Annotated in this window: 11 protein-coding genes; 8 read left to right on the top strand and 3 right to left on the bottom strand. The window is 69.1% G+C overall.

The features are described from left to right. Nucleotides 1–7: 7 nt before the first annotated feature. A complete protein-coding gene (locus EV648_RS26610; protein ID WP_241995617.1) occupies nucleotides 8–2,323 on the bottom strand; it encodes a M64 family metallopeptidase in 2,316 nt (771 codons plus the stop codon). A 162-nt stretch (nucleotides 2,324–2,485) separates the two neighbouring features. On the opposite strand from EV648_RS26610, the gene EV648_RS26615 reads away from it, so the two are divergent. The 4 genes from EV648_RS26615 to EV648_RS26630 all read left to right on the top strand — a co-directional run bounded on the left by EV648_RS26615 (nucleotide 2,486) and on the right by EV648_RS26630 (nucleotide 6,290). After that, nucleotides 2,486–3,286 carry a 1-acyl-sn-glycerol-3-phosphate acyltransferase gene (locus EV648_RS26615; protein ID WP_132297315.1) on the top strand — a complete coding sequence of 267 codons (801 nt, stop codon included), beginning with the start codon at nucleotides 2,486–2,488 and terminating at the stop codon, nucleotides 3,284–3,286. Between the two features lie 39 nt (nucleotides 3,287–3,325). After that, nucleotides 3,326–4,204 (top strand): prephenate dehydratase, encoded by an 879-nt coding sequence (locus EV648_RS26620; protein ID WP_132297318.1) that lies wholly within the window; start codon nucleotides 3,326–3,328, stop codon nucleotides 4,202–4,204. Nucleotides 4,205–4,252: 48 nt separating this feature from the next. Then, complete coding sequence (locus EV648_RS26625) at nucleotides 4,253–5,236, top strand: GNAT family N-acetyltransferase (RefSeq protein WP_132297321.1); 984 nt, start codon at nucleotides 4,253–4,255, stop codon at nucleotides 5,234–5,236. Between the two features lie 67 nt (nucleotides 5,237–5,303). Beyond that, nucleotides 5,304–6,290, top strand: coding sequence for a GNAT family N-acetyltransferase (locus tag EV648_RS26630; RefSeq protein ID WP_241995618.1), 987 nt, complete (start codon nucleotides 5,304–5,306; stop codon nucleotides 6,288–6,290). A 17-nt stretch (nucleotides 6,291–6,307) separates the two neighbouring features. On the opposite strand, the gene EV648_RS26635 is transcribed toward EV648_RS26630, so the two are convergent. Further along, nucleotides 6,308–6,853, bottom strand: coding sequence for a hypothetical protein (locus tag EV648_RS26635; RefSeq protein WP_132297324.1), 546 nt, complete (start codon nucleotides 6,851–6,853; stop codon nucleotides 6,308–6,310). Nucleotides 6,854–7,153: 300 nt separating this feature from the next. On the opposite strand from EV648_RS26635, the gene EV648_RS26640 reads away from it, so the two are divergent. From EV648_RS26640 to EV648_RS44270, 4 genes are read left to right on the top strand one after another with little or no spacing between them, the layout of a single operon-like run. After that, nucleotides 7,154–9,415 (top strand): M43 family zinc metalloprotease, encoded by a 2,262-nt coding sequence (locus tag EV648_RS26640; protein ID WP_241995620.1) that lies wholly within the window; start codon nucleotides 7,154–7,156, stop codon nucleotides 9,413–9,415. Nucleotides 9,416–9,459: 44 nt separating this feature from the next. Further along, entirely contained in the window at nucleotides 9,460–9,753 is a 294-nt protein-coding gene (locus EV648_RS43390) for a hypothetical protein (RefSeq protein ID WP_199234837.1), read from the top strand. 1 nt (nucleotide 9,754) lies between these two features. Beyond that, nucleotides 9,755–11,092, top strand: coding sequence for a M28 family metallopeptidase (locus EV648_RS26650; RefSeq protein WP_132297327.1), 1,338 nt, complete (start codon nucleotides 9,755–9,757; stop codon nucleotides 11,090–11,092). Nucleotides 11,093–11,149: 57 nt separating this feature from the next. Further along, nucleotides 11,150–12,529 carry an HAD-IA family hydrolase gene (locus EV648_RS44270; protein WP_132297330.1) on the top strand — a complete coding sequence of 460 codons (1,380 nt, stop codon included), beginning with the start codon at nucleotides 11,150–11,152 and terminating at the stop codon, nucleotides 12,527–12,529. A 10-nt stretch (nucleotides 12,530–12,539) separates the two neighbouring features. Here the strand turns inward: EV648_RS44270 and EV648_RS26660 are convergent, their stop codons facing one another. Beyond that, nucleotides 12,540–14,471, bottom strand: coding sequence for a TIGR03960 family B12-binding radical SAM protein (locus tag EV648_RS26660; RefSeq protein WP_132297333.1), 1,932 nt, complete (start codon nucleotides 14,469–14,471; stop codon nucleotides 12,540–12,542). Nucleotides 14,472–14,532: the final 61 nt, after the last annotated feature.

The raw sequence follows: 14,532 nt of genomic DNA on the forward strand, positions 1-14,532 counted from the left end.
GCCGTCCTCAGAGACCCGCGCACTGGCCTGCGCGCGGACCAGAGACCTGGTTCGGGGCTTGCAGGTTGACCGGGGCGGTGGTGTTGGAGGTGCAGTTGAGGGGGCCGTTGATCTTGTTGCCGGCCAGGACTACGGGCTCGGCGGTTCGGGCGCCGGTGACCGAAACCGGGCCGCTGACGGCAGTCCCGACCAGTACTGCGCTTCGGGTCGTGCCGTCCAGTGAGACCGGGCCGCTGACCGTACTGCGGAGCAGGTGCAGGTCGGCCGCCATGGCAGCGCTCACGGGTCCGGAGATCTTGGAGTCCGTGGCGACCAGTGAGGCTCCGGCGCGGATCGAGATCTCGCCGTTGATCGTTGCCCCCTGCAAGCAAGTGACGCCGGAAGCCACTACCAGCGGGCTGTTCCGGACCCCGGTGATCGTCGTCGTGCAGGTCGGAGCCGGGCGTAGCAAGGTGACCGCGAACCGGCGCGGGGTACCGATGTTGCCGGAGGCATCGATGGCGCGGTACTCGACCTGGTGCCGGCCGTAGCCGGACGGGACCTCGTCCCAGGGGACCACCCGCGGGACGCCGAGCTTGCCGTAGACGAGCTGGTCGATCTCGGTGCCCTCGGCGGTGAAACGGAACGGGGCGTTCGCGTCGGTCGGCCAGCCGTAGTAGTTGTACCAACCGTCGCCGTCCACCCGGAACTCCGGCACGACGTACCCGGTGCTGTCGTCAGTGGCCTTCAGGTCCATCGTGAAGGCGTCGTTGTAGATGTACTCCGGGCCGGCCGGCTTCTGCACCTTCAGGAGGGGCTTGGAGAGGGTGGAGTCCACGGTCGGCTCGACGCCGTCGACCTGCCAGGTGAGGGTGTCGCTGCCGACCGAGGCGGTCAGGGTGTGGGGTCCGGTCAGGTTCAGCGGGGCGAGGGCGAAGTCGCGGTCGTTCCCCGGCTTCGCCACCACGCTGCCGTCAACCCGCCACTCGACAGCAGGCTGGGCGGAGTCGGACTGCGTGGTCTCCACGTAGACCACCTCGTCGGCGTTCACCGGGTGTTCGGTGGAGGTCGATGTGGTGAAGGTTGCCTCACCGGCAGCGGAAGACGGGGCTGCCAGGGTGGGGTTGAGGGTCCAGGTGCGGGTGGCGGTTAGGGCGGTGGAGGCTCGGACTGCGGGGTCTCGGACGAAGGTTGTGGGGTCGACGATCTTGGCTGTCAGGGTGTGGGGGCCGGGGGTGAGCGTGAGGGAGCCCAGGTCCACCGCGCGGCTGTTGGCGGTGTTGAGGACTGTGCCGTCTAGGGTCCAGGTGACAGTTAGTTCGTGGCTGGCGGGGTGGAGGGTTTGGAGCCAGACGACCTGGTCGGGCGCGACCTGGCCGGCGGGGGTGCTGGACTGGAAGAGCGTGGCTCGCGACGAGATGCGCTGGGTCATGCGCTCGCGGGAGACCTGGTCGAAGTAGTAGCCGAGAACCTTCATCATCGAGTGTTTGCTCGGGCGCCAGACACCCGAACCGGCGTACATGCCGGCCTCGAAGCGGGCGATCTTGCCGCCCGACTCGCTGTCCTCGCCGAGCCAGCGGAACCACTTCTTCTGCTGGTCGAGCATCTGCTGCTCGGTCAGCAGCGTGTGGTGGATCGAACTGGGCTCCGGACCCTCGTACGGCGCACCGCGCTCGCCGCGGGCGTAGTAGTCGTACTCGTCCTGGAGTCCGCCGAGCGAGTGGCCGAGCTCGTGCGGGGTGATCAGCGCGGACAGCGCGTTGCCGCCTGATGCGGTGGCGTAGGTGCCACCGGCGCCGCCATAGGTGTCGCTGTTGCCGATAGCAAGAATCTGCCGGTTCGACGCGGTGGTGCCGGGCACCAGGTCGGCGTACTGGCCGGCGGCGGTGGAGCTGACGGTCAGCAGGCGCTGCACGCTGGCCGGGTTGCAGCCGCCCCAGAAGCCCATCTGCAGCGGGGTGTCCACCTTGGGCGAGGTGAGGTCCGGGTCGCAGTCGACGCCGCTCTCGGGCGAGGCGATCTCGACCGCGTAGACGTTGACGTAGTTGCGGTACGACTTGAACGGCTCGATGCTCCAGAGCACGTTCAGGTGCTTGTCCACCTGCTCACGGAACTTGGGCAGCTCGGCCTCGGTGTATCCGTCGCCCATCACCACGAGGTTGAAACGCGACGACGCCGGCCCGGTCACCTGCAAAGGCACCACGGTCGCAGCGCCCGCGGCGGCGCTCGCGGCGGCGCTCGCGGTGGCGGCGGTGGCGGTCGATGCGGCGGTCGTGGCGACCGGCAGGCCGGCGAACACCGCCGCCACCACGGTCAGGCTCGCCGTCAGTCTCCTGGTCCTCACAACCCGGCCCTCCCCAGCTCGGCGGACATGCTGTGAGAACCCTACGGATGGTGGGTACCGGATGTCAGTGGTTCCCGCGCGCCGACTTGGGCGGCAACCGCAGCGGCGGCGGGGCGTCGTACGGCATCATGAGGCTCGGGGAAACGTGAGGAAAGGACATCGATGACGGAACCGGCGCATTCGCCGCGGCCCGAGCCGGAGCAGGTGAACCCGGTCGACGACGGCGACGGTGATGGCAAGGGCATCTACTGGGTGCTGAAGAACGTGCTGCTCGGCCCGCCGGTCAGGCGTATCTTCCGGCCCAAGGTGGAGGGCGCCGAGCACATCCCGGCACTGGGACCGGCGATCATCGCCAGCAACCACCTCTCCTACGTGGACTGGATCTTCATGCCGCTGGTGGTCCGCCGCCGGGTCACCTTCGTGGCCAAGTCCGACTATTTCACCGGCGCCGGGGTCAAGGGCCGGTTCCAGCGCGGTTTCTTCAAGGGCACCGGCCAGGTGCCGATCGACCGGTCCGGCGGGTCCGCGTCCGAGGGTGCCATCCGGGCCGGCATGAAGGTGCTGGAGCGCGGCGAGCTGTTCGGCATCTACCCCGAGGGCACCCGCTCGCACGACGGCAAGCTCTACAAGGGCCGGACCGGTGTCGCCCGGCTGGCGCTGGAGGCGAAGGTCCCGGTGATCCCGTGCGGGGTGATCGGCACCGACGTAGTCGCGCCGCCCGGCAAGGTGGTCGCCTCGCTGGCTTCCCCGACGGTCAAGTTCGGCGAGCCGCTGGACTTCTCCCGGTACGACGGGATGGAGGGCGACCGGTTGATCCTGCGGGCCGTCACCGACGAGATCATGTACAAGATCATGGAGCTGTCCGGCCAGGAGTACGTCGACATGTACGCCACCAAGGCCAAGTCGCTGGAAGGCCGGGCGACCACCGGCGCCCCCAAGAAAGTCCGTAAGACGGACACCTGATCCAGAGGGTGAGACACCGTGGCGCTAGGCTGGGAAACCGTGAACGGACCGATCGCTTACCAGGGTGAGCCAGGCGCCAACTCGGCGATGGCCTGCACCGAGATGTTCCCGGACCGCGAGCAGTTGCCCTGCACGACGTTCGAGGACGCGCTCGAGGCGGTCAGCACCGGCCGGGCCGGGCTGGCGATGATCCCGGTGGATAACTCGATCGCGGGCCGCGTCGCGGACATCCACCACCTGCTGCCGGACTCCGGGCTGCACATCATCGGCGAGTTCTTCCTGCCCATCCACTTCCAGCTGATGGCCGCCCCGGGCACCTCGATCGAGTCGATCAAGACGGTTCGCAGCCACGTGCACGCCCTCGGCCAGTGCCGCAAGATCATCCGCGAGCACGGCTGGTCGACCGTCGTCGCCGACGACACGGCCGGCGCCGCCCGCGAGATCTCGGAGCTGAAGGACCCGACTGTCGCTTCGCTGTCGCCGGTGGCCGCAGCCGGGCTCTACGGACTGGACATCCTGGCCGAGGACGTCGAGGACGAGCACCACAACACCACCCGCTTCCTGGTGCTGTCCCGCGAGCCGCACGTGCCGCCCGTCGGCTCCGGACCGATCATCACCAGCTTCGTGTACCGCGTCCGCAACGTGCCGGCCGCGCTGTACAAGGCGATGGGCGGCTTCGCGACCAACGGCGTCAACATGACCAAGCTGGAGAGCTACCAGCTCGGCGGGTCCTTCTTCGCGACCCAGTTCTACGCCGACGTGGAAGGTCACCCGGACGACCCGCACGTGGCGCTCGCCCTGGAGGAGCTCGCCTTCTTCTCGGTCGAGGTCCGGCTGCTGGGCGTCTACCCGGCGCACCCGTTCCGCGAGCAGATCGCCGAACCGGCCGCCAACCGCGCCCTCCGCCCGCACCACTGACGCGCCGCCGAAGGACCAACGGACCGCTGAGGTTCTACGTTGGGCCTCATGGAGGTCGTGGGAGTCGACGAGGCGGATGAGTTCCGGCGGGCTTTCGGCGTACTGGCGTCGGTCGCCGCGGAACGGGAGTTCCCGACGCTGATGCCTGTCGACGAGGCACTCGTACTGCTGCAGTCGCCACCCGCGGACTACCGCTTCAGCTGCTTGGCCTCGATCGAGGATGACGAGGTGATCGGCGCGGCCTTGCTGACCTGGCCGCAGTCCGAGAACCAGCAACTGGTCGTCGTCGACCTCGGTGTCGTACCAGCTCACCGGCGCCGCGGCGTCGGGTCAGCCCTGCTGCATGCGGTTCGGGCCCAGGCGCGGGACGAGGGCCGGAGCGCGCTGCTCGGCGAGACGTTCAGCCCGTACGGCGCTGAGGTGGGCTCGGGTGCGGCGTTCGCGTCGAAGCGAGGTTTCGTCGCCCAGTTCGCGGCCCTGCACCAAGTGCTCACCTACCCGGTGAGTGACCTCGCCGCGCAGGCTGACGCCGTGGCCGAGCATCACCGCGACTACGAGCTGATCAGTTGGCCCGGGGCCTGCCCGGAGGAGTACCTCACGGAGTACTGCGGGCTGCTCAGCCTCGTGGACGAGGAGGTTCCGCTCGACGACCTGGAGATGCAACCCAAGCGCTGGTCACCCGAGCGACTCCGCGCGGCCGAGGAGCATCGCCGTACCCAAGGGCATTTCGGCAGTACTACGGTCGCGGTCGCGGCGGACGGGAGGCTCGCCGGCTACACCGAACTGACGGGGTCACCGCAGCAGCCCGGTCGCCTGAACCAGCGCGACACCCTCGTCCGGCCGGAACACCGCGGCCATCGCCTCGGCCTGGCGCTCAAACTGGCCAACCTCCAGGCCCTCCAGTCCGCCTTCCAGGACCCCGCCACGATCCACACCTGGAACGCCGAGTCCAACGCCCCGATGATCGCCGTCAACGACCACCTCGGCTTCCGCCCGATCGAGCACCAGCACGTCTGGCACTCCCCCGCCTGACTCGCACGTCGGAGATCTCCCCGAAAATCACCGGCGGCGAGTGGGTGCCGGCCCGTAGGGTCGCCGGGTGGACATCGTGACTGTGGACGGGCGGGACGCCGCGACCTTCGAGCGGTTCTTCCAGCTAAGGGACGACGTACGGCGGACGGAGCAGGAGTTTCCGGCCGGGCTCGGGCTGGAGGAGGCCCGGGTGTTGTTCGCGGGTGAGCACTCGGACATGCGCGTCGACGGGATCGGTCTGGTCGAAGGCGCCACCTGGCTCGGGATCGCCTGGCTCGACTGGTGGCTGAAGGAGAACACGCATCTCGTCGACGTCGAACTCGCCGTGGCCCCGCAGTACCGGCGTCAGGGTGTCGGAAGCCGGTTGCTCGAGATTGTCGCGGAGCGGGCGCGGCAGGACGGGCGGCGGTTGCTGTCGGGGATCGCGCTGGGCGACGCCGAGACCGGTGAGAGCGCCGGTACGACGTTCGCCGCCGCGCGTGGGTTCGTCCGCAAGCACGTGGATCTGCACCAGGTGATCGAGTTGCCGCTGCCGGCGGAACAGCTCGACAAGCTGGAGCGAGAGGCGCCCGGGTACGAGATCCTGCAGTGGCGGGAGCACATGCCAGAGGCGTGGCTGGAGGAGTTCGCCGACGCGCTCAGCGCGATGACCGTGGACGTGCCGACCGGGGACCTCGAGCTAGAGGCGACTCAGTGGACGCCGGAGCGGATCCGCGAGGCCGAGGCCCGCCGGGTGAAGCAGGGCCGGACCTGCCACACCACCGTGGCGGTCGCCGAGGACGGGCGGCTCGCGGCGTACACGCAGATGGGCGGCGCGGCCGGTACGCCGGACCGCCTCTACCAGTGGGACACCTTCGTCCGGCCGGAGCACCGCGGCCGGAAGCTCGGCATGGCCGTCAAGATCCCGAACCTCCGATCGCTGCAGGCCGAGCTCGATCACCCGGCCGTGCTGCACACCTGGAACGCTCCGAGCAACGCGCCGATGATCGCGGTCAACGAGCATCTCGGCTTCCGTCCGGTCGCCCAGCGTTCCAACTGGGAACGCGAGCTCTAGACGCGGCGAGGGCCGCTCTAAGCGAAGGTCCAGTCCGGATAGGACTTCTGGAGCACCCCGCGGTGGTCGGACCAGTCCGCGTCGCGGCGGGCCGGGTCGAGCGGGTCGGGATAGCCGCCGGAGAGGCGGTAGCCCCAGGTGAAGGCGGCGACCGGAACGAGCGAGCGGGTGCGGACCACGTCCGGCGCGATCACCAGAAAGGTGTCCGCCCGCCAGACTCCGTCCGGATGATCGGGATTCGCGGGCGCGTCGAAGAACGTCGGCAGGTGCCCGTAGCTGAACAGCGGGCTCGCCTCGGCGTGGAACGGCAGCGCGTCGACGGACACGTGCCCGTCGAAGTCCCGGGTGGCCAGTTGGACCCAGCCCATGATCGCGTTGATGCCCTGCCCGTGGTAGCGCAGCGTCGCAGTACAGATCGGGAAACCACGGAAGGACTCGGCGACCAGATCCGGGACGAGAAGCTGGTGGCCCGACGCCCAGGGGTCGTCGTTGGCCACCACCCGGACATTGACCAGTCCGCGTTGACCGCGTACTTCGAACGGCACCGACAGCTCTCTGCGCATCGAACCCTCCCAGGGGACTCCTGCTGCAATTCTCCAACGTGGACAAAGGAAACGGTGGAAATCGACTACCCGCGCCCGTGGGGTTGTGCACCGGCGGTGACGAGAGGAAGGTAGAACACGAGCAGCGTCTTGGGGGCAGCCTGTTCGGTGGGGGAAGACGGCCGGCGCCGTCTTCGGCTGGTACGTGGGTCTGGGGGATCTGGGAAGCGTCCCGGTCCGGGACCATGGGCACGCGTTGGCGACAGCGCCGCGGCCGGTTCCGTCCTGCTCCGTTCGCCCCTGCCTGAGCAAGGGGGAGAGATGCCGAGAAAGGCCAACGGGAGAGCGGACAAGACCGAACGGGCCAGCGACAACGGAATGCCGGGTGGCGCGATGCCGTCCGGCGGCGGTCAGTCGGCCAACGGGACGCCGGCCGGGAACCAGCCGACGTCGACGAGCTCGACCGGCCCGGCGATGAGCGGCTCCCCGGGTCCGGGAGGCTACGCGATGAGCGGCGGAGGCGGCGGCGCCTCGATGACCGGCGGTGGTGGTGGCATGACCGGCGGTGGTGACGACCGCGACGTCGAGCAGCCCACACGCCGGGAGTGTGGCGTGATGGACGTGCACCGGCGGCTGCTGTCGACGTCGGCCGAGTACGTCGCGGCCCGGTCCGCGCTGGAGAACGCGACCGCGCTGTACCTGGCCAGTGACCAGCGGTTCGACGGGGTGGCTCGGATCCCCTGCGTCGTGCACGTGGTCTGGAACAACGCTACCCAGAACATCTCGCAGGCGCAGATCGACAGCCAGGTCGAAGTGCTGAACCGTGACTTCCGGGCCACCAACACCGACATCGGCATCGTCCCCGCCCCGTTCACCGGCCTGGTCGCGGACCCGCGGATCGAGTTCCACCTGGCCACGACCGACCCGAACGGCAACCCGACCACGGGTGTCACCCGGACGCAGACGACCCGGACGTCGTTCAGTACCGACGACGCGATCAAGTCGTCCGCGACCGGCGGCATCGACCCGTGGCCGGCGGACAAGTACCTGAACATCTGGGTGGGACAGCTCGGTGGCGGCCTGCTCGGCTACGCACAGTTCCCGGGCGGACCGGCAGAGACCGACGGCGTGGTCATCCTGCACAGCGGCTTCGGGACCAACGGGACCGCGGCGGCGCCGTTCGACCTGGGCCGGACGACGACCCACGAGATCGGGCACTACCTGAACCTGTTCCACATCTGGGGCGACGACGGCTCGGGCTGCAGCGGCAGTGACGAGGTCGGCGACACCCCGAACCAGGGCGGTCCGAACTTCGGCGTACCGACGTTCCCGAAGCTGTCCTGCAACAACGGGCCGAACGGCGACCTGTTCGTGAACTACATGGACTACACCGACGACCGCGGCATGGTGATGTTCACCAACGACCAGGTGTCCCGGATGGAGGCCTGCCTGGACACCGTGCGGAGCAGTCTCAACCAGGGCACGGGGGCCGGCGCCGCGACGCCGGAACCGGCGGGTCCGGTGGTCTCGTGGGGCGCGGGCCGGCTGGACGCGTTCGTCGTCGGCACCGACAAGGCGATGTACCACAAGTGGTACGACGGCGGCTGGGGACCGTCCGTCGGCGGCTACGAATACATGGGTGGTGTCTGCATGAGTGCTCCTGAAGTCGCGTCGTGGGGTCCGGGCCGGCTGGACGCGTTCGTGCTCGGCACCGACCACGGGCTGTACCACAAGTGGTACGACGGCGGCTGGGGGCCGTCGGTCACCGACTACGAGCCGCTCGGCGGGGTCTGCATGAGCCCACCGCGGGTGGCCACCTGGGGACCTGACCGGCTGGACGTCTTCGTCACCGGAACGGACCGCGCGCTGCACCACATCTGGTGGAACGGCACCGCGTGGTCGGGTTTCGAGAGCCTCGGCGGCGTCTGCCGGGGCGAGCCCGAGGTCGTTGCCTGGGGCACGGATCGGCTCGATGTCTTCGTTCTCGGCATGGACAGCGCGGTCTACCACAAGTGGTGGGACGGCACCGCGTGGTCCGGGTTCGAGAACCTCGGCGGCGTCTGTGTCGGTTCCCCGACCGCGGTCTCGTGGGGGCCGAACCGGCTCGACCTGTTCGCCGTCGGCACCGATTCCGCGCTGTACCACAAGTGGTACGACGGGTCGTCGTGGTCGGCGGACTGGGAGAACCTGGGCGGCGTCTGCGCGAGCGCGCCGACCGTCGTCTCCTGGGGTCCTGGCCGGCTCGACGTGTTCGTGCTCGGCACCGACTCGGCGCTGTACCACCAGTGGTGGGACGGGAGCGCCTGGTCCGCGTTCGAGTACATGGGCGGGGTCTGCGTCGACCAGCCGCGGGTGACGTCTTGGGCGGCGAACCGGCTCGACGTGTTCGTCGTCGGAACCGACAGCGGGCTGTACCACAAGTGGTGGGACGGGAGTGCCTGGGGACCGTCGACCACCGAGTACGAAGCGCTGGGCGGCGTCATCACGGATTTCAAGCTCGACCAGCCGGCCCCCGACAAGGTGCCGGCGGATCTGCACTCGCCGATGCAGTCCTCGGTCGGCAACCGGGCGGTGATGAGCTGATCCCCCAGCCGCAGGGACGCCCGGACCAAGGTGCTGCGGGCCGGGTGGACCCGGCCTTGCTGGACGGGCGGTGGACGCATTCCTCGGAGGAGGACCACGACGGTGTGAGCGTCTACCGCCGCGAGGACTTCGCCTTCCCGCCGGCTCGCGGCCGGCGGGGGGTGGAGTTCCGCCCGGACGGCACCTTCGTCGAATGGCTGCTCGGCCGCGGCGACGCACCCGAGGCTGCACAGCCAGGCCGCTGGCAGCCGACCGGCACCGTCAGTCGCGTCTCAGGCGCGCCCGGCCGGGTCGTCGCGGCCACACCCGATCGGCTCGAAATCGCTTGGCAGGAGTGAGATGAGCACCAGCAAACCCGTTCGGTACCTCGTCGTGCCGACCGCCGAAGCCGCCGACGGCGCGAAGTCGGCCAGCGTCGGCGACAAGACGATCCTCTGGTGCCCGACCGAGGAGCACCTCGGACGGGCTTCCCGAACCGCCCCTGGCCTGCTGCTCGTGACGCAGGTCGGCCGCACCTTCCAGGACGAACACCCTGACGTCACCCCGCTGCTGGACCACGGACGCCACCTGGTGATCTCGGCCGCCGACAAACCCAAGCGCCGGTCGAACAACTGCTGGCGGGTCGAACCGCTCCGCCCGGGCCTGGTGGTCGACGTACCGGTCATGCCGCCCGCGCGGGTGGATCCGTCAGTGGCTCAATTGCTCAACGCGTTGTCGCCGACCTCTTACCAGGCGGACCTGACTTGGCTGGCGAGTCTGCCGACGAGGCACTCGCTGAGCACCTCGTTCACCGCCGCCGTGGACTTCGCCGCCGCGCGAATGGTTGCCCTCGGCTACACCGTGACCCGGACGCCGATCACGGTCGGCGCGGGCCACTCGGAGAACCTGATCGGCGATCGCCCCGGCACCGCACCCGGTCCGCGCGGACTCGTGGTCATCACCGCGCACCTCGACTCGATCAACCTCGCGGGTGGTCCGGCCGCCAGTGCACCCGGCGCCGACGACAACGGGAGCGGTTCGGCCGGAGTACTGGAACTCGGGCGGCTGATCGCCACCCGGAACTGGCAGCACGACGTACGGCTGATCCTCTTCGGTGGTGAGGAGGAAGGCCTGCACGGCAGCAAGCAGTACGTCGCCGCGCTGCCGCCTGCCGAGCGGGCGCGGATCCGCGCGGTGCTCAACATGGACATGATCGCGAGCAAGAACACCGCGACGCCGACGGTGCTGCTGGAGGGCGCGACTGTCTCGTCCGGCCAGATCGCCGTCCTCGCGGCCGCGGCGGCGAGCTACACGGGGCTCAAGGTGGAGACCTCGCTGAACCCCTTCGCCAGCGACCATGTGCCGTTCATCAACGCGGGCATCCCGGCGGTCCTGTCGATCGAGGGGGCGGACAGCGCGAACGGCCACATCCACTCGGCCTCGGACACATTGAACTTCCTCGACTGGTCGCTCGCCGCGGAGATCCTCCGGATGAACGCGGCCGCGCTCGTCGGCTGGCTCGGAGGCGTGGAAGCGGTTCGGCCCAACCCCGCGGGACCAGTGGTGTCGTGGGGTCCGGGCCAGCTCGACGTGTTCGTCGTCGGCGCGGATGCCGCGCTGCACCACAAGGCCTACGACGGAACTTGGCATGACTTCGAGTCTCTTGGCGGTGTCATAGGGCGTGTTGGTGGACCCTGAGCAGTCCCGAGTGCCGCGCAGCACGCTCAGGGTCCACCAACCCCTAAACTAGCGCCGGTGACGCAGCTTGAGTGGAGTGGTTGCCTGAACACGCGCGATCTCGGTGGACTGCCGACCCGGTACGGCGCGACGACGCGCGCGGGGGCGGTGATCCGGACGGACTCCCTGCACCAACTCGATCCCGACGGCCTGGTGGCCTTCGATGCACTCGGGGCCGGGTTGGTCCTGGATCTGCGCTCGGACTGGGAGATCGACGAACCCCACCCGCTAGGCGGAGACCCGGCGTATCGGCGGATCCCGTGGATCGACACACTCCGCGATGCCGAGCGGGTGCCGGCCGACGAGCCGCTGATGGCCGATATCTATCGCGGTAGCTTGGAGCGGAACCAAGGCCAGATCGTCCAGGCGTTGCGCGCCGTCGCCGAGGCTCCGGAAGATGCCGCAGTGGTGGTGCACTGCCGCGCGGGCAAGGACCGGACCGGGCTGCTGATCGCCTTGCTGCTGGAGCTGGTCGGAGTACCTCGTGAGGTGATCGCGGCGGACTACGCGATGAGCGAGGAGCGGCTCGGAGTCCTTGCTGCGTTGGAGAATCACCCTGGCTCTGAGGAGGAGCGAGCGGCAGCCGCAGTACTTGCGAGGACTTTGCCCGAGACGATCCTGGACTCGCTGGATCACCTCGATTCGCAGTACGGCGGAGTGCGGGCTTACCTGGCTGCGTGTGGGCTGACGGCTGGGGAGATCCAACGGCTGGCGACGCGGTTGGTGGAGGTGCCGATCGAGGCGGTCGTGTTCGACTTCGACGGGCTGCTGATGGACACCGAGACCACGCTGGTGGAGAGCTGGCGGTCCGAGTGGCAGTGGCACGGGCTGGAACTCGATGTCGAGGACGGGTTCTTCCCGGGGCATGGCGGAGACACCTTGGAGATGCACTACGAGAAGCTGGCGGCCGCGGTGGGGCCGGGGTACGACAGGGAGAAGAGCCAGGCGCGGCGGCTCGCTCACCGGGATGAGCTGCATCGGACGCTGGACTTCCGGCCGGGGATCCGCGAATGGTTGCGGGAGGCACGCGAACTCGGGCTGCGGATCGCCATCGCGAGCAGTTCGGCGCGGCCGTGGGTGGTCGGGCATCTCGAGCGGGTGGGAGCAGTCGGACTGTTCGACCTGATCGTGACCGGCGACGAGGTGTCCGCGCACAAGCCGGATCCGGAGATCTATCTGCTGGCGTTGAAGCGGCTCGGGCTGGATGGTGCGTCGGCGGTGGCGATCGAGGACACCGCGCACGGGGTGGCAGCGGCGGCTGCGGCCGGGATGGCGACGGTTGCGATTCCGAACCCGTTCGTGCTGGCCCAGGCGGTCGGGCATGCCGACCTCGTGCTCGGCCTGGCCGACGAAGTACAGCTCAGCGAGGCCCTGCTGGTGGTCTCCGCGAAGGCCTGATTCCTCTTTCTCAGACGACGGAGAGCGGGAGGAGCTTCTTGCCGGTGGGGCCGATCTGGATCTCGGTGCCCATCTGCGGGCAGACGCCGCAGTCGAAGCACGGGGTCCAGCGGCAGTCCTCGACCTCGATCGCGCCGTCCTCCTCGAGGGAGTCCTGCCAGTCCTCCCAGAGCCACTCGCGGTCCAGCCCGGAGTCCAAGTGGTCCCAGGGCAGCACCTCGGCGTACTCGCGCTCGCGGGTGGTGTACCAGGCGAGGTCCACCGGCTCGTCGGCGAGCGCCTTCTCGGCCGCGCCGATCCAGCGCTCGTAGGAGAAGTGCTCGCTCCAGCCGTCGAACCGGCCGCCGTCGCGCCAGACCTGCTCGATGATCCGGCCGACCCGGCGGTCGCCGCGGGACAGCAGGCCCTCGATGATGCCGGGCTTGCCGTCGTGGTACCGGTAGCCGATCGCCTTGGCGTACTTCTTGTCCGAGCGGATCGCGGCGTTCAGCTTGGCCAGCCGCGCGTCGGTCTCCTCGACGCCGAGCTGCGACGCCCACTGGAACGGCGTGTGCGGCTTCGGCACGAATCCGCCGATCGACACGGTGCAGCGGATGTCGTTGCGGCCGGACACCTCACGGCCGGTGGCGATCACCCGCTTGGCCAGGTCGGCGATCGCGAGCACGTCCTCGTCGGTCTCGGTCGGCAGGCCGCACATGAAGTACAGCTTCACCTGCCGCCAGCCGTGGCTGTACGCCGCCGCGACCGTGCGGATCAGGTCCTCCTCGCTGACCATCTTGTTGATCACCTTGCGCATCCGGTCCGAGCCGCCCTCGGGGGCGAAGGTCAGGCCGCTGCGCCGGCCGTTGCGGGAGAACTCGTTGGCCAGCGTGATGTTGAACGCGTCGACCCTTGTCGAGGGCAACGAGAGCGAGACGTTGCTGCCCTCGTACCGGTCGCCGAGACCCTTGGCGACCTCGGCGATCTCGCTGTGGTCGGCGGAGCTCAGGCTGAGCAGGCCGACCTCCTCGAAACCGGTCTGCTTCAGGCCGTTCTCGACCATGTCGCCGATGGTGGTGATGCTGCGCTCCCGCACCGGGCGGGTGATCATCCCGGCCTGGCAGAAGCGGCAACCCCGCGTACAGCCGCGGAAGATCTCCACGGAGTACCGCTCGTGCACGGTCTCGGCCAGCGGGACCAGCGGCTTCTTCGGGTACGGCCAGGCGTCCAGGTCCATCACCGTGTGCTTGGCGGTCCGCCACGGCACGCCGGGCTTGTTCGGCGCGACCCGCTTGATCCGGCCGTCGTGGAGGTAGTCGACGCTGAAGAACTTGGGGATGTAGACGCCACCGGACGCGGCCAGCCGCATCAGCACCTCGTCGCGGCCGCCCGGGCTGCCTTCGTCCTTCCACTCCCGGATCACGTCGGAGATGGCGAGCACGATCTCCTCGCCGTCACCGAGCACCGCGGCATCGATGAAGTCGGCGATCGGCTCGGGGTTGAACGCGGCGTGACCACCCGCCAGCACGATCGGGTCCTCGTCGCCCCGGTCCACGGCGTACAGCGGGATGCCGGCCAGGTCGAGCGCGGTCAGCATGTTCGTGTAGCCGAGCTCGGTGGAGAACGACAGCCCGAAGACGTCGAAGGCGCGCACCGGGCGGTGGCTGTCGAGGGTGAACTGCGGGATCTTGTTGTCCCGCATCACCTGCTCCATGTCCGGCCAGACCGAGTAGGTCCGCTCCGCGAGGGTGTGCTCGCGCTCGTTCAGCACCTCGTACAGGATCTGGACACCCTGGTTCGGCAGGCCGACCTCGTACGCGTCCGGGTACATCAGCGCCCAGCGGACGCTCACGGAGTCCCAGTCCTTGCTGACCGAGTTGAGCTCACCGCCCACGTACTGGATCGGCTTCTGCACACCCGGCAGCAGCGGCTCCAGGCGCGGAAACAGAGATTCAACAGTCATCACAGAACTTCCGGTCAGAGGTCAGAGCGCCTACCAGCCTAACGCCGCCGACCGCCCTGCT

Origin of the sequence: Kribbella sp. VKM Ac-2568 (assembly GCF_004345365.1) — a bacterium.
In the GTDB taxonomy this organism is placed as follows: Bacteria; Actinomycetota; Actinomycetes; order Propionibacteriales; family Kribbellaceae; genus Kribbella; species Kribbella orskensis.